Raw genomic sequence first — 16,257 nt, forward strand, 5'->3', positions numbered from 1 at the left:
TGGATAAAAAAAGCCAATTCGCAAGAATGCAAAATCCATCCCGGAAATGCGTCTGAAAAAGCCTGAAATATGATAAAACCCGCACAAGAAAGCGGTGGCGGTATGCCTAACGCTTTTGCTACACTAGTTTCATCACCAAGCGCTTCGCATTTACAATTCGCCGGTGGCTGCCATGCCGGACAGGCAGACCATTTATGCGGCGCTTAGCCCGGCATTTTTTATTGCATATGAATCGGCAACGATTTATATAGAAAACCACAGAGAACAGAGGAGGAAATTTCATGAAAAAGAAGTTACTTGCGGGGTTGCTGGCAGCAGCCATGGCGTTTTCCCTGACCGCGTGCGGCAGCGAGCCCGCGCCGGCTGATCCGGGCACCGCCGATCCCGGCGCCGGCACGGATGCGCCTAGCACCGGCTCGGAAAAGGTGCATGTCGGCTTTGTCGTCAAATCGCTGGCCGACCAATACTGGGTGCTGGTTAAAGCCGGCGCCGAGGCCAAGGCGGCCGAGCTTGGCAACGTCGAGCTCGAGTTCATCGCGCCGAACTCAGAATCCGACGTGCAGATGCAGGTCGATATGATCCAGAACCTGGTTGGCAAGGGCATCGACGTACTGTGCCTGGCGCCGTCCTCTCCGGACACCGTGCTTCCCGTGCTTCAGCAGGCGGATGAGGCTGGCATTAAAGTGCTCGCGGTAGACACCGACCTGCCGAACTTCGATAAGAAGGTTTCCTTCATCGGCACCGGCAATGAGGACGCGGGTAAGATCGGCGGCGAATTTGCGGCCAAGAAATACGGCGAAGGCGCGAACGCGGTCATCCTGCGCGGCCGTGCGGGCGACACCACGCACGACCAGCGCGAGGCCGGCATCCGCGCCGGACTGGAAGCTGGCGGCGTTAACATCCTAGAGGTCAAAGCCGCAGACTCCGAGTCCGAAAAGGCCATGAACATCATGCAGGATCTGATGAACCGCTACGATAACATCGACGTTGTCGTCACCACGGCCGACTCGATGGCGCAGGGCGCGGAGCGCGCGATCTCGGGCGCTGGCAAGAACATCGGCGTAATCGGCTTTGACGGCACGATCCCGGTCTGCGAAATCATCGCGGACGGCAGCGAGATCATGTTGGGCACCGTGGCGCAGAGCCCGTACAAGATGGGCGAGCTCGGCGTTGAAAACGCAGTAAAGGTAGCAAACGGCGAGACCATCGACGCGCGCATCGATTCCGGCGCCGAAATGGTCAGCTCGGAAAACGCCGCGGACTTTGTGGCGAACCTGAAGAGCCTGGTTGGCGAATAAGGATTGGGAGAACAAAACCTCGATATCCTGAACCATAAGGGGTAAAGGCAAAGCCGGGGGACACGCGCCCCCGGCTTGCTGTTCCAATATCGGTATTTATCGAAAGTGGGTGATTGCGGTATTATGCACGAAGTTATCATGGAGCTCAAACATATCACCAAGTACTTCCCCGGCGTCATCGCGCTGGATGATATGTCGTTCACCGTGCGCAGCGGCACCGTGCACGGCCTAATCGGTGAAAACGGCGCGGGAAAGTCCACGCTCATCAAGGTGTTCACCGGCGTAAACCAGCCGGATAAAGGTGAAATCTACATCGACGAAAAAAAGGTCCATCTGTCCAACCCGATGGTCGCAAAGGCCGCGGGCGTCGGTTGCGTATATCAGGAGCTGAACATTGTTCAGGAGCTGAATGTCACAGACAATCTGTTCATTAATTACTATAAGACTCGCGGGCCGCTGTGCGACTACAAGGCGATGCACGCCAAAGCCGCCGAGATTATGGAGAGCCTGGGTCAGCCGGTCGACCCGCGCACCGAATGCTCCAAGCTCGGCCTCGGCGTGCAGCAGACCATCGAAATCGGCAAGTCCATTTTATCCGAGGCGCGCCTCATCATCATGGACGAGCCGACCTCTTCCCTGTCCGAATCCGAGGTTGCGCAGCTGTTCAAGACAATTGAAATGCTCAAAGCCAAGGGCATTGCGATCATTTTCGTGTCGCACAAGCTGGAGGAGATCTTCGAGTGCTGCGACGATATCACGGTCATGCGGGACGGCAAATGGATTTCGACCTCGCCGGTCGAGGAGATGACCAAGGATAAGCTCATTTCCCATATGGTCGGGCGCAGCCTGGACAACCTGTTCCCCAAGGAAGTCGCGACCAAGGGCGAGGAAATGCTGCGTGTTGAGCACTTAAACAGCACGGGTGTACTGTTCGACGTCAATTTCAGCGCCTATGCCGGACAGATCCTCGGCTTTTCGGGGCTGGTCGGCGCTGGGCGCACCGAAACCATGCGCGCCATTTTCGGCGCGGACGTGCGCGACAGCGGCGATATTTACATACGCGGCAAAAAGGTGGAGATCGTCCGTCCGGCGGACGCGATCCACAATAAGATTGCATTTTTGACCGAGGACCGCAAGGGCGAAGGCCTGATTTTGGACGCCTCGGTGCTGCACAACCTGCATCTGGCCACCATCGATCGCGACCGCAAGGGCGTGCTGCTCGACCAGAGCAAGCACCGCCGCATCGGCGAGGAGAACGTGGCCACCTATAAGATCAAAACGCCGACCCTCGACACTCCGGTGGGTTCGCTGTCGGGCGGCAACCAGCAGAAAGTGGTCATCGGCAAATGGGTCAACACGGACGCGGATATCTATATCTTCGACGAGCCGACACGCGGTATCGACGTCGGCGCCAAGATCGAGGTCTACAACGTGATGAACGATCTGGTGAAAAAGGGGAAATGTGTGCTGATGGTATCGAGCGAGCTGCCTGAGATCCTCGGGATGTCCGACCGCGTGATCGTCATGCGGCACGGCAGGATCATGGCCCAGATCGACCGCGATTCCGCGCATTTCAACCAGGAAGACATTATGAAAGCCGCATGGGGAGGAACCTTGTCATGACTGAAACGAAAAAGCCCAATTCGAGGATGAAAGAAATCCTCAGCAAGCTCGGCCCGTTGCTCGCGCTTGCGCTGATCTGCATCGCGCTGGCCATTGCGACGCAGGGCAAATTTGTCACCACTGCCAACATTCTGAACCTGCTGCGGCAGGTGCCAATCGTCGCGCTGATGTCGGTCGGTATGCTGTGCGTCATCCTGCTTGGCGGCATCGACCTTTCGGCCGGCTCGCTGCTCGCGATCTCAACCGGCGTCACCGCCGTTTTAATGAAACGGTTCTTCACGGCTGATACCGCTGTCAATTCCATTCTGCTCGTCGTCATCTGCCTAGTGGTCGGCACGGTGGCGGGCATGATCAACGGCCTGCTGCTTACCAAGCTGCACCTGCCGCATCCCTTTATCGCGACGCTGGGCACCAAAAACATCTACCGCGGCATCACGCTTGTCATCATGGGGTCTGCGGCCATCGCGGGCTTCCCGAAGGGTGCGCTTCTGGTCGGCACCGCGGAGCCGTTCGGCATCCCGCTGTCGTTCATCCTGACCGTTGTCGTGTTCGTCCTGATGCATATTTTCCTTTCGAACACGCCGCTCGGGCGTAAAATCTATTCGTTCGGCGGCAATTCAGAGGCCGCGCGGCTGGCCGGCATCAACACCGACCGCGTGCAGGTGACCTGCTATGCGCTCAGCGGATTCTTCTGTGCGCTCGCCGGCATCGTTTACATCGGCCGCTTAAACTCGGCCGTGCCGCTCGCCTCGCAGGAGGGCGACCTGGATGCCATCGCGTCGTGCATCATCGGCGGCGCTTCGTTCCTCGGCGGCAAGGGCAACGTTTGGGGTACGCTCATCGGCGCGTTCATGATCACAGTCATCCGCAATGGCTGCAACCTGCTGGGCGTTTCGTCTGATTTGCAGCTGATTGTCATCGGCGCGATCATCATCATCGCAGTATTTGTGGACGTGGTGCGCAGCCGGATGGAGGCCAAGAAAAAGCGCCTCGAGGTTGCAAAAGCAAGCGAATAACAGAAGTTTTATCGATTTTCAACAGGCCCGCGCTTTTGCGCGGGCCTATATTTTGGGGTCTCACCCGCAAGAAATCAGTGCTTCGCAAGATTCCGAAACCCAGCAGCGGATCACCCGCAAATCCGCTTGAAATTCGCTAACTTCGCACAAGAAAAGTATAGTGAAAAAAACAGCCGGTTTGTATAATGAAGGCACAAAAGAAACAAGGGCCGACCGACATATCGGGCAGCCCAGAAAATTTAAATTCAACACTGTTATCTTCCAAAACGATCGAAGAGAGGAACGATTATGAGAGCATTTTATGTGGAAGCGGAACATAAGCCACGCGAGGGCTATGTCCTCTCCGAACGCGAAAAGCAGACCGGCCGCGCGCTGCGCGGCAACTCGGTATGGCACAACATCCACGGTTCGGTCACCGACCGTCCGGAACCTGTCTGTGGCGATGATCAGGTCAAAATCCGGGTGGGCGCTGCCGGCATCTGCGGCACCGACGCGCACCTGCTGAAAAAGGACGCGGACGGCTACACCATGTACGATGGCCACTCCAAGTATCCCATCATCACCGGGCATGAATTTGCGGGCGAGATCGTCGAAACCGGCAAAAACGTAAAGCGCCTCAAGGTGGGTGATCTGGTATCGGTCGAATCCATGCACTGGTGCGGCGAGTGCGACGCGTGCCGCCGCGGCATGTTCAACCAGTGTAAAAACCTCGAAGAGCCCGGCCTTACATATGACGGCGGCTTTGCCGAATTCGCCACCGTGCACGCAAAATACTGTTACCCGCTGAACGCCATCATGGATTACTACGGCGGCGACAAGATGACCGCTTTCGAACTCGGCGCGATGATCGAGCCAACGGGCGTTGCATACAACGGCCTATTCGTGCGCGGCGGCGGCATCCGTCCGGGCGGGCATGTGGCGGTATTCGGTTGCGGCCCAATCGGCCTTGCGGCCATCCAGCTGATGAAGACCGCGGGCGCCGCCAAGTTGATCGCGTTTGAGAGCGTGCCCGAACGCGTCGAACTGGCCAAGGCCTGCGGCGCGGACTGCGTATACGATCCTACCGCGTTTGCATCGCCCGACGAGCAGGCGCAGCTTCTAATGGACCTGACCGACGGCGCGGGCATCTCGCTGTTCGCCGAGTGCGCGGGCGCGACCAAGTTCACCTATCCCGTCATGGGCAAGGCGCTGGCCATCGGCGGCAAGACCGTGCAGATCGGGCACACGGTCGGCATCACGCCGGTCGACATCTTCAACTGGCAGTGGAACGCAGGCTCTATTTCGGGTTCCAACGGCCAGTCCGGCCAGGGCATTTATCCGGACGTAATCGCGCTAATGGCCTCGGGCCGCATCGATATGCGCAAAATGGTGACCGGCCGCTTTAACCTCGAGGACATCGAGGAAGGCATGAAGATCACGGCGGGCAAGGTACTGGTTTCGACCGCTTACCCCCGCCTGTCCAAATAAGAAAATCAACCAGAAAACAAGGAGGAATATCCCATGAGCAAATGGAATCTGCCCGCCAAGGGCGGCCACATGGAAGCGCAGGACGGCATCTACTATCAGAACATGACGACCAAGATGCTCGAAGCGCGCCTTAAAAAGAACGACGTGCTGCTGATCCCGGTCGGCTCGACCGAAAATCACGGCCCCTCGGCGCCATACGGCGAGGACACCTATCTGGACACCCGTTTGTGCGAGCTGGTCGCGGAAAAGACCGGCTGCACGGTCGCCCAGCCCATCTGGTACGGCTCGCACCCCTATCACCATCTGGGCCAAAAGGGCACCATTATGATCCCCGAGAAGATTCTCGCGGATTATCTCGCTTACGTTATGGCCGGCTTCTGGAACACCGGCTTCCGCAAAATGATCATCGTCAACGGCCACGGCCAGGACTACGTGATCCCGCTCGCCATCCACACCTTCGGCAAAAAATGGCAGGTGCCCGGTATCGTGCTGTACACCCACTTCTGGAATTGCGCGGGCGAGCAGATGTTCACCAAGGACAAGGGCGGCCCCTACGATATGCCGTTCGTGCACGCCGACGAGGTCGAGCAGTCCTGGTGCCTCGAGCTGTTCCCTGAATTTATCCACATGGAAGACGCGATCAAGGTCGACAAGGCGCCGCTGCTGCCGCCCGGCCATATCAACACCTCCGCCGAGGACGGCGCGGGCCCGATCAAGTGGTACAACGCGTTCGGCTCGTGCGGCATGGAATGCATCTGCCAGCCCGAAGGCGTCATCGGCGACGCGCGCATGGCGGACGGCAAAAAGGCCGAGGCAGGCATCGTCAAAACGCTCGACTATCTCGAAAAGCTGGTAAACGACATCTTGGAGAAGTACCCCGCCGGCGAGCTGCCGCCGATCGACAAGATGACCCAGCGCAGCCGTGAGGATATCGAAGCCGTCATTAAGGGGCCGACCGAGCCCGGCGGCCGCCACATCTATACCCTCGAATATTAATCTGCCCAAATCTCTCTCTTCACTTTGCTGCGAAAGCGGCAATCTCTTCTTAACGTGCCGGAGGTATTCTCTTTCGCCTCCGGCGGCGCACCCAGCAAAGGGCGCTTCGCCCTTTTCCCATACATCAAAACCCGGAAAGGAAGTCTTTTTATGAAAAACCGCCCCACAAAATGCAAAGCGGCCTTTATGCACGGCCCGTTTGACCTGCGCATCGAGGAGCTGGAGCTGCCGCCGCTGAAGCCCAATCAGGTGCTCATCAAGCTGCGCGCCTGCGGCATCTGCCAGTCCGACGTGGAATGCTTTGAAGGCGAATCCGCCGAAGGCCGCTACGACCTCGGCCCCTATACGCCCGGCCACGAATGGGTCGGCACCGCGGTCGAGATTGGCAGCGCGTGCAGCTCGGTCAAGGTCGGCGACAAGGTCGTGGGCGACTGCGTGCTCCCCTGCCACCAGTGCGCTAACTGCAAGGACGGCAAAATGTCCTCCGCATGCCTGAACATGCGCGAGGTCGGGTTCCGCCCCGACTCGCCCGGCGGCTTTGGCGAATACATGATTCTGGAAGAGGCTTACACCCATGTCATCCCGGACGACTGGTCGGACGAGATCGGTATTTTTGTTGAAAACTTCAACGTCGGCTACTGGGGCGTTTGGGGCAACGGCTGCAATCCGGACGCTTCGGACGACTGCGCAATCATCGGCGGCGGCCCGATCGGCTGTTCGGCCGCCATGGTCTGCGCGACCGCGGGCGCGAACGTCATCGTGATCGATCCGGTCGAGTCCCGCCGCCAGAACGCCATGCAGTACGGCGCGAACATGACCGTCGATCCCTCTCAGTTTAAGGAGCCGGGCGCACTCGAGGCCGAGCTCAAGCGTCTGACAGGCGGCCGCGGCCCGTCGGTCATCATCGAGTGCTCGGGCAATGATATCGGTATCGCTTCCCTGTTCGACATCGCCGGCCACTCGGCGCGCGTGGGCGTTGTCGGCCACTCGATTGGCCGCAAGGTGCCGGTCGAGATTGGCAAGACCATCTGGAAGACTCTGCACATCGCGGGTTCGGGCGGTACGACCAACTGGTTCCCGCGTACCATCCGCTTTATGTCCAAGATCAAGGATAAGTATGATTTCAAGGCGCTTGTCTCACACTACTACAAGTTTGAAGATCTGGACGAGGCCATGAAGATGGCGCAGAACAAGGAGGTCGCCCGCAAAGTCATGCTTACCTTCGACGACTAAGAGGGCGTCCAAGAAAGAGGAACAGCAATGTATCAGTGGAAATACGCGGTCTCGTCGGCAGACGACGCGCCGGACACCGCGCCCATCCTGCTCAAAGGCTCCATTGAGCAGAACCTCGAAAAGGCGGCCGCGCTCGGCTACGACGCGATCGAGGTGCACACCCGCGAGGACGCCGTGCTCGACTACGCCGCCATCCGCGACACCGAGCAGCGCACCGGCGCCAAGGTCGCCATGGTTATCACCGGTCGGCTGAACACCGAGGGCGAATGCAGCCTCATTTCAGATATCCCCTATGTGGCGGCGGCCGCGATGGAAGGTATGCGGCAGTATATCGACATGGCGCAGCAGCTCCACGCGGATATCGTGATCGGCTGGGCCAAGGGAAACGTGCCCAAAGGCGGGGCGCGTGAAAAATACATGGCACGGCTTGCGAACAACCTGAAAGCCCTCGCGGACTACGCGCAGGCGCGCGGCGTGCGCATCCTGCTCGAGGTCATCAACCGCTATGAGGTCAACGTCTTTACAACAGCGGACGAGACCATGTCTTTTCTGGAAAAATACCAGCTTGCAAACTGCTATGTGCATCTGGACACGTTCCATATGGGCATTGACGAATGCGACCCCGTGGAGGCCATCCGGCGCTGTAAGGGCAGGCTCGGCTACGTCCATCTCGCGGATAATTCGCGCCGCTATCCCGGCAGCGGGCAGTTTGATTTCCGCCGCATTCTGGACACGCTCGTGGAAACCGGTTACCAAGGCTATCTCTCGGTGGAATGCCTGCCCTATCCAGACGGCATCGAGGCTGCGAAGCGCGCGCTCGCGCACATGAAATCGCTTTAAAGCGGTTTTGACAAAACTGTTTCCCGCGCGGCCTTTGCACATACGGCCCGCGCGCGTACAGCAATCTTTTCTCTCATGCGGAAAGCCGCCCGGCATTGCCGGGCGGCTTTCTGTTTGTGTGAAACAGCCAAAGCCGGTTATACTACCTGCAAAGAGAGGTGTTATAGTGATGTCTTATGTCAATCCAGCCATCCGGACACAGTTTGAAAGCCTGTCCGTCGATTTGAAAAATGAGATTCTATCGCGCGACGTGCAGCTCAACAACCTACACGACCTCATCGCAGTGCTTGAGCAGATCGTTCAGCAGGGCTGAGCCGCTTCAGCCGCAAGGCGTTCCCATGGGTTTGGGAACGCCTTTTCCTTTGCCAGAAAAGCCGCTTTTACCCATTTCTTACACAAAGTTAAACTGCATTTGGTTGCGGCTTCTCGATGAAATTGTTAACATTTCAGATGGATAACAAGGAAAATGTGCAGAAGAAAGGAGCATACCCATGCTGGAACTCAAGCATATCCATAAGTCCTTTGATGGCACACCGGTGCTCAGGGACATTTCAATCCAAGTGCAGGATGGCGAAATCGTTTCGATCCTCGGCCCCTCGGGCTGCGGCAAGACGACGCTGCTCAACCTCATTCTTGGCATCATCGAAGCCGACAGCGGTAAGGTCTTGTATAACGGCGAAGACCTGACCCACACCGCGATGGAAAAGCGCGGCTTTAACATCGTTTTTCAGGATTACGCGCTGTTTCCCAATCTAAACGTTTATCAAAATATTACTTACGGCCTAAAAAACAACCCCGGCGTCTCCTCGCAGGAGGAGGTTGAAGAGCTAATTGGCCTTCTTGGCCTGCGCGAGCATTTGCCCAAGCGCATCCCCCAGCTTTCCGGCGGCCAGAAGCAACGCGTAGCGCTGGCGCGCACCTTGGTGATGAAGCCGCGCATCCTGCTGCTCGACGAACCGCTTTCCGCACTCGACGGTGTCATTAAGGAATCAATCAAAGAGCGCATCCAGACCATTGCCCGTGAATTCCGCCTGACGACCATTATCGTCACACACGATCCAGAGGAGGCGCTCACGCTCTCTGACCGCGTTCTGATCATTGACCAGGGCATGATCTCACAGTACGCACAGCCCGCTGAAATCATTCACAAGCCGGAAAACGAGTTTGTTCGGAAGTTTATTTTGCAGCAGCTTGAGATCAAGCGCAGCAATATTTACGCCTTGTTCGGAGACCGCCCGCTTCTTACTGCCGAAGCGGTGTAAGAGGACGATATGAAGCGGAAAAACCTTGAACTCAAGCTCATCTTCGCCGGTATCACCGTGCTGTTTACCGTCTTCCTTCTGGTTCCGGCCGCACGGCTGTTTCTCAAATCCGTTTGGGACGGCGCGGGCTTCACCGGAGAGTTTTATACCGCCGTATTCTCACAGCGCGGCTTCGGACGGGCGCTGCGAAACAGCTTTGCGGTGTCCGCTGCGGCGGCGGTGCTGTCAGTCCTTATTGCGTTTTTGATTGCGTACGCCGTGCACTACACCAACCTCCCCCGCTGGCTGAAACGCGGATTGCAGGTGGCGGCAACGTTCCCCATGTTTCTGCCGACGATCACCTATGGCTTTGCCATTATTTATTCTTTCGGCAAGCAGGGGTTGATCACCCAGCTACTGGGCCGCCAAATCTTCAATATTTACGGTTTCTGGGGACTGATGACCGGCTATGTGATCTACACCATCCCGACCGCATTTTTGCTGCTCCACAACACCATGGGGTATATCGATAAAAAAACGCTGGTCGTGTCCAAGGCGATGGGCGACAGCCATGTATCCACGTTCTGGATCGCTGTTCTCCGGCCGCTGCTTGGCACGCTGGCCGGGGCGTTTATCCAGTCCTTCTTTCTCTGCTTTACCGACTTTGGCATCCCCGCTTCGGTTGGCGGCAAATACGAGGTCGTTGCCACCGTGCTCTATAACCAGATGTTGGGCGGTATTCCAGATTTCCACCGCGGCGCAGTCGTAGCGGTCGTCATGCTTCTGCCCTCGGTCGGCAGCATTTTCCTAATGCAGTTTCTGGAGAGATACAACATCCGCTACAACCGCAGCTCGGACGCCGGGCTTCGCAAAAACCGCGCCCGTGACGCTGGCTGGGGGGCGGCCGGCATGCTGGCGTGCGCCGCCATGCTGTCCATCTTCGCAGTGGTGTTCGTCGTTCCCATGGTCGAGGATTGGCCCTATAAAACCGCCTTTTCGTCCACGCATTTCCGCGCGGTCTTCGCGGACGGCGAGCTGCTTGCGGTATACTGGCACTCCATCGTCATGGCGCTGCTCACCGCGCTGTTCGGCACACTGCTCGCTTACGGTGCCGCACTGGTCACCGCGCGCAGCACGCTGCCGGACGGCTGCAAAAAAGTGATGGAGAGCATCGCGCTTGTCACCAATACCATCCCCGGCATGGTACTCGGGCTCGCGTTCCTGTTTTCCTTTTCCGGGACGCCGCTGCAAAACACGCTCGGGTTGATGATCCTGTGCAACATCGTGCATTATTTCTCCACACCTTATCTGATGATGAAAAACTCCCTCTCCAAAATGAACGCAGGCTGGGAAACCACCGCCATGCTGATGGGCGACAGCTGGATCAAGACCATTCTGCGCGTGGTCACCCCGAACGCGCTTTCTAGCCTGATCGAGGTTTTCAGCTATTATTTTATCAATTCCATGGTCACCATCAGCGCGCTCATCTTCATTTCCGGCGCACGCACGATGGTGCTGACCACCAAAATCAAGCAGCTGCAGTATATCAACAAATTCAACGAGGTTTTTGTGCTGTCTCTGCTGATTCTGGCGACCAATCTGGCCGCAAAATACATTTTCTCCCGCCTAGCCAATCGAAACAGTAAAAAACAATCGAATGTCAGAAAGGAATCCATTATATGAATCTCAAAAAACTGCTTGCCCTCGGGCTCTCCCTATCCTGCGCCTGTTCATTCCTCACCGGCTGCGGTTCCGGCGATACCGTCGACAGCGGCAGCGGGCAGGCCAGCGGTGCGGCCGCGCAGGTCGTCCTATACTCCAACGCGGACGATGAAGCGGTCACGGCCATGACGAACGCGCTGGACGCGGGCGGTTATCAGGGCCAGTATTTGGTGCAGACGCTTGGCACCTCCGAGTTGGGCGGCAAGCTGCTGGCCGAGGGCGCAGACATCGAGGCCGACCTCGTCACCATGAGCACCTTTTATGTGGTGAGCGCGCAGGAACAAAACCAGATGTTCCTTCCGTTGGATTTTGAGGTAAAGACGCTGGCTGAAGCCGCTGATTACACCGCGCCCATCACCTCGCAGGAAGGCGCTATCATCGTTAACACGGAGCTGCTTGCTCAGGAAAACCTGCCCATGCCGAAAAGTCTGAAAGATCTGGGAGACCCGGTCTATTCCGGCCAGCTGGCCGTCACCGATATCCAATCCTCTTCAACCGCATGGCTGCTAATTCAGGCACTGGCCGATTCCTATGGGGAAGACGGTGCGCGCAAGGTTCTGTCCGCCATTTATCAAAACGCGGGCGACCACATAGAAACCTCGGGTTCGGCGCCGCTCAAGCTGTGCCGCGCTGGCGAGGTAGCCGTCGGCTTCGGCCTGCGCCACCAGGCGGTCGCTGATAAAGCCTCCGGCCTGCCCATCGACTTCGTCGACCCCGCTGAGGGCAACTTTTCACTGACTGAATCAGTCGCAGTGATCGACAAGGGCGATCAAACCAACCCGCTTGCCATGGAGATGGCGCAGTGCATCATTGAAAACGCCCGGGCCGAACTAATCCAGACCTATCCGAACCCACTGTATGCAGGCGAGGCCGCAGATCCAGCCAACCAGTCTGCACATCCCATGACCTTTCCCGAGCCGCTGACCTTTGAGCTGTTCCAGCAGCACCAAGCGCTTTCCGAAAGCGCCAAGCCCTAAACGAAAGGATGCACACCTCCATGAATACCTACAAGCTGCTCACCCCCGGCCCGCTGACCACGACCGATACCGTCAAGCGAGAAATGTTGACCGACCGCTGCACCTGGGATGACGACTATAAGGCCGTTACCCAAAAGATTCGCGCCCAGCTGCTCGAACTTGGGCACGTATCCGCCGACCGCTATACGGCTGTCCTCATGCAGGGCAGCGGCACGTTCGGCGTGGAAAGCGTGCTTTCCAGCGTGGTCGGCGGCAGCGATAAGCTGCTGATCTGCTCGAACGGTGCGTATGGCGAGCGCATGGCTGAAATCTGCCGGCACGCCTGCATTCCCTATGTGCATTACGCCGAAGCCTACGACCGGACGCCGGACGCGGCGCACATAGCGCGTCTTCTCTCAGCCGATCCCGCCATCACGCATGTGGCGATGGTGCACTGTGAAACCACGTCCGGCATCCTAAACGACGTGGAGGCCGTAGGCAGGGCGGTCAGCGCCGCTGGCCGCACGTTCATCGTCGACGCGATGAGTTCTTTCGGCGGCGTGGATATCCCGGTGCAGCAATGGGGCATCGATTTTCTCGTATCAAGCGCCAATAAATGCATCCAGGGCGTACCCGGCTTTTCGTTTATCCTATGCCGCCGGGACAAGCTGCTTGCAAGCAGGGGCAAGGCCCGGTCGCTTTCGCTCGATCTATACAGCCAGTGGAAAACCATGGAAGCCGACGGAAAATGGCGCTTTACCTCGCCGACCCATGTCGTGCTCGCGTTTTCCAAAGCCCTGGACGAATTGCTTCTGGAGGGTGGCATTGCCGCGCGGCAGCGCCGCTATGCGGAAAACAACCGGCTGTTAATTGAGAAAATGACCGCCATGGGCTTTTCCTCTTATATCGGCGCTGAACGCCAGTCCCCAATTATCACGACATTCTTTTATCCCGCCGGCGCAGACTTTGCGTTTGATGCATTTTACCAGTATATCAAGGCGCGCGGCTATGCCATCTATCCGGGCAAGCTGACCGAGCTGGACACATTCCGCATTGGCAACATCGGAGAAATCTATCCCGAGGATATCGAAACGCTGTGCGGCATCATCGCCGCGTTTTTGTCCAGTCGAAAGGAGGCCACCGCATGATTGAGGCCGTCATTCTGGATTGGGCGGGTACGGCTGTCGACTATGGCTGCTTCGCTCCGGTCCAGGCGTTTATGGACGCGTTTTCCCACTGCGGCGTGCCCGTCACGGTGGAGGAGACCCGCGGCCCCATGGGCATGCTGAAGCGCGACCATATCCGAGCCATGCTGCAAACGGAACGGATCGCCGCCGCCTGGCAGACCGCATATGGCCGCGCCGCTTCCGAAGCCGATGTGGACGCCGTATACCGCCAATTTGAGCCAAAACTCTTTTCCATTCTGCAAAATCATGCCAAGCCCAAGCCTGGGGTTCTAGAGGCTGTGGCTACGCTGCGCGGCATGGGGCTGAAAATCGGCTCGACCACCGGCTATACCGACGCAATGATGCAGGTCGTCGTACCGCGCGCTGCCGAACAAGGCTATTCCCCCGATTTCTGGACCAGCCCCGACCGCGTCGGCGGGCAGGGCCGCCCATTCCCCTATATGGTTTTTGAGAATCTCAAAGCCCTTGGCGTGCGCACGGTAAAAAACGCGCTCAAGATCGGAGACACGGTTTCCGATATCAAAGAGGGTGTCAACGCGGGCGTTTGGACAGCGGGCGTGATCGAGGGTAGCTCCCAGCTTGGGCTGTCGCAGGAGGAATATGCTGCTCTGCCCAATGCCGAACGGGAAGCCCGGTGCCATCATGCCGGGCAGGCCTTCTTTGATGCCGGTGCACATTTCGTTTTGCAAACCCTCTCTGAACTACCGCAGCTGATCCAAACGTTAGGCGCCTGACCTTTCGCCTCTTCCTTCTCTTTTCTTTATAAAACGATCCTCCGGCGGGTTTCTGCCGGAGGATCGTTTTTCTATTATCGGCCGCCGCTTTCAAGCTGCAGAAGCGATATCCGCAGATCCGCTATCATCTGCACAGCGGCAATGCCGACGACATGGCCGAACGTCTGGATAAGGGGCTCTTAGATTTCGGTATTTTGATTGAATGGAAAAAATATCAGGTCTTTTCCGAAGTGACAGAAAAATTCCTTGAGCATTTACAAGCAAAATTTTTGGAGAACCGCGCCGGATGAACGTCTGCTATGCTGTGCCCTTAGCCAATACCGAAATATCGCGGCAATAGACAGCGTGATTTTTCATTTAAGCCCCCTAACAGCGGTAAGGTTAGCTCACCGGCAGGCCAAAATTTACATCCACGGCATAATAGGAGGTAGGATACAGAACGGATGTCCCGCAGGGTCAAGCATTACTCGCCAGCGGTCATCGTATTGAATATCAGACATTGTTGCTCCACATGCCAACGCATGCTTCACACCTTCTTCCACATCTTTAACGTGAAAATCCAAATGCGCCATTTGCTGTTGTTCATCCCGGGTCGCAGGCCAAACGGGCGGCACATAATCATCCACCTGTTGAAAGGTAATCCAAGTGGGAACGCCCTTTTGCTCTACATTCGTTAAAACCGTATATTCTTCGCCTTTAAACCGCGTCCAGCCAAGCAATCTTTCGTAAAATTCGGACAGCTCGTTTGCATTATCGGAATCCAGAACAACATTCCATCCCACAAGATTCAGTGCCATATAAGATGATACCTCCGTCTTTTTAAATTCCAGTTTGACAAATTCACCTTATTTGTCTAAGGCGAACAAACACGCAGCTGGCTTTTTCATTCTAATATTCGCACATAGAAATGTCAAATTAAAGAATACCAGTATCAGCTCTTATCAAACGCCGGCCGGTCAGCGGGGCGGCCTCAATAGCGCCCGACTTTTGGCTCTTCAGGCGCGAGTTAATCATGGCCGCCGCGATATTGCCGTCCCATGCGAAGGCTGCCGCCGGGCAATATGTATCGTTGCCATAGACGTTGACCCACTGTTGGAACTCTTCGTTTTAGGAATCCGCAAAGAATCCAAATCCGTCCGAGGCCATGCCGCAGGACTTGCTGTTCGCCGTGCAAACCTCGACGCCGATCGCAGCCCGACAGGTCGGAACTTAAAGTTACGACCGGAATACCCTGCGCACAAATCTGATTGACCGTTCCATAATTGAGATATGATCTTTCGCCAGCAGCGTAATTCCTATTACTCCCTTTATCACCAGCCGGTTGAGCCGTTCAATGGTTTCATCCGGAAGATTGGTCAAGCACGCTGACCGAAATTGCCTGGTATAATGCAGGAACTGCGTCGGTTGTCAGCACGTTCATATCCGATGAAAACTGTAAGAGGCTGGTCGCCTCCATCGGTCTGCCTGAGTTGCGATTTCACGATCTGCGCCATTCCTATGCGGTGGCTTCTATTCGCGCGGGCGACGATATTAAGACAGTCCCAGGAAATCTTGGTCTTGCCACAGCCGCTTTCACGCTGGACGTTTACGGCCATGTCACGGATCAGATGAAGCAGGAGAGCGCCAAGCGCATGGAAGGGTATATCAAAAACATTTTGGGGCTGTGACTCCACGCGCCGCGACCGTTTCGCATGATCCATCCCGGCTGATATGACCGGATAAATGGTATAGTAAATGGTACGGCGAAGTGTATATGTGATTTCCCGAACTTTTTCTTTTTCGCCGCGTTTTCTCCATGTAAAACGCAAAAAGCATCGAAACAATTACGTTTCGATGCTTTTCTTTGGCGGAGAGTTAGGGATTTGAACCCTAGGTGCGCTCATCACGCACACACGATTTCCAATCGTGCGCCTTCGACCACTCAGCCAACTCTCCAAATTTATC

At 56.8% G+C, this 16,257-nt stretch carries 15 protein-coding genes, 1 tRNA gene and 1 pseudogene; 15 read left to right on the forward strand and 2 right to left on the reverse strand.

Features of this window, described 5'->3' with window-relative positions; translation table 11 throughout:
• Positions 1–281: 281 nt before the first annotated feature.
• From SO058_RS10675 to SO058_RS10740, 14 genes and pseudogenes are all read left to right on the forward strand, one after another.
• A complete protein-coding gene (locus SO058_RS10675) occupies positions 282–1,298 on the forward strand; it encodes a sugar ABC transporter substrate-binding protein (RefSeq protein ID WP_320842986.1) in 1,017 nt (338 codons plus the stop codon).
• A gap of 123 nt (positions 1,299–1,421) precedes the next feature.
• Positions 1,422–2,921 (forward strand): sugar ABC transporter ATP-binding protein, encoded by a 1,500-nt coding sequence (locus tag SO058_RS10680; RefSeq protein WP_320842987.1) that lies wholly within the window; start codon positions 1,422–1,424, stop codon positions 2,919–2,921.
• Positions 2,918–3,937: an ABC transporter permease gene (locus SO058_RS10685; protein ID WP_320842988.1), complete on the forward strand. Its 1,020-nt coding sequence runs from the start codon at positions 2,918–2,920 to the stop codon at positions 3,935–3,937. The genes SO058_RS10680 and SO058_RS10685 overlap by 4 nt, the downstream gene beginning before the upstream one ends.
• A gap of 288 nt (positions 3,938–4,225) precedes the next feature.
• On the forward strand, positions 4,226–5,404 hold the full coding sequence (gene iolM / locus SO058_RS10690) for a scyllo-inosose 3-dehydrogenase (RefSeq protein WP_320842989.1): 1,179 nt from the start codon (positions 4,226–4,228) through the stop codon (positions 5,402–5,404).
• Positions 5,405–5,437: 33 nt separating this feature from the next.
• A complete protein-coding gene (gene iolN, locus SO058_RS10695; RefSeq protein ID WP_320842990.1) occupies positions 5,438–6,400 on the forward strand; it encodes a 3-dehydro-scyllo-inosose hydrolase in 963 nt (320 codons plus the stop codon).
• 150 nt (positions 6,401–6,550) lie between these two features.
• Entirely contained in the window at positions 6,551–7,633 is a 1,083-nt protein-coding gene (locus tag SO058_RS10700; protein ID WP_320842991.1) for a zinc-dependent alcohol dehydrogenase, read from the forward strand.
• Positions 7,634–7,660: 27 nt separating this feature from the next.
• Positions 7,661–8,473: a sugar phosphate isomerase/epimerase family protein gene (locus SO058_RS10705; protein ID WP_320842992.1), complete on the forward strand. Its 813-nt coding sequence runs from the start codon at positions 7,661–7,663 to the stop codon at positions 8,471–8,473.
• A 169-nt stretch (positions 8,474–8,642) separates the two neighbouring features.
• Complete coding sequence (locus SO058_RS10710) at positions 8,643–8,786, forward strand: hypothetical protein (protein WP_320843064.1); 144 nt, start codon at positions 8,643–8,645, stop codon at positions 8,784–8,786.
• Between the two features lie 178 nt (positions 8,787–8,964).
• On the forward strand, positions 8,965–9,735 hold the full coding sequence (locus SO058_RS10715) for an ABC transporter ATP-binding protein (RefSeq protein WP_320842993.1): 771 nt from the start codon (positions 8,965–8,967) through the stop codon (positions 9,733–9,735).
• 9 nt (positions 9,736–9,744) lie between these two features.
• On the forward strand, positions 9,745–11,397 hold the full coding sequence (locus SO058_RS10720) for an ABC transporter permease subunit (RefSeq protein WP_320842994.1): 1,653 nt from the start codon (positions 9,745–9,747) through the stop codon (positions 11,395–11,397).
• Positions 11,394–12,413, forward strand: a complete 1,020-nt coding sequence (locus SO058_RS10725) for an extracellular solute-binding protein (protein WP_320842995.1) — start codon at positions 11,394–11,396, stop codon at positions 12,411–12,413. The genes SO058_RS10720 and SO058_RS10725 overlap by 4 nt, the downstream gene beginning before the upstream one ends.
• A gap of 20 nt (positions 12,414–12,433) precedes the next feature.
• Positions 12,434–13,540, forward strand: coding sequence for a 2-aminoethylphosphonate--pyruvate transaminase (locus SO058_RS10730; RefSeq protein ID WP_320842996.1), 1,107 nt, complete (start codon positions 12,434–12,436; stop codon positions 13,538–13,540).
• Positions 13,537–14,313, forward strand: coding sequence for a phosphonoacetaldehyde hydrolase (gene phnX, locus SO058_RS10735; RefSeq protein ID WP_320842997.1), 777 nt, complete (start codon positions 13,537–13,539; stop codon positions 14,311–14,313). Before SO058_RS10730 ends, phnX begins: the two co-directional genes overlap by 4 nt.
• Positions 14,314–14,402: 89 nt before the next feature.
• Positions 14,403–14,516, forward strand: a pseudogene (locus tag SO058_RS10740) (LysR family transcriptional regulator); the annotation flags it as partial.
• Positions 14,517–14,717: 201 nt separating this feature from the next.
• On the opposite strand, the gene SO058_RS10745 reads toward SO058_RS10740, so the two are convergent.
• A complete protein-coding gene (locus SO058_RS10745) occupies positions 14,718–15,110 on the reverse strand; it encodes a VOC family protein (protein WP_320842998.1) in 393 nt (130 codons plus the stop codon).
• A 672-nt stretch (positions 15,111–15,782) separates the two neighbouring features.
• Between SO058_RS10745 and SO058_RS10750 the strand changes: the two genes are divergently transcribed.
• Positions 15,783–15,980 (forward strand): hypothetical protein, encoded by a 198-nt coding sequence (locus tag SO058_RS10750; RefSeq protein ID WP_320842999.1) that lies wholly within the window; start codon positions 15,783–15,785, stop codon positions 15,978–15,980.
• Between the two features lie 177 nt (positions 15,981–16,157).
• On the opposite strand, the gene SO058_RS10755 is transcribed toward SO058_RS10750, so the two are convergent.
• A tRNA-Ser gene (locus tag SO058_RS10755) sits at positions 16,158–16,248 on the reverse strand.
• Between the last annotated feature and the right edge of the window lie 9 nt (positions 16,249–16,257).

This window comes from Agathobaculum sp. (assembly GCF_034098985.1).
Lineage (GTDB): Bacteria > Bacillota > Clostridia > Oscillospirales > Butyricicoccaceae > Agathobaculum.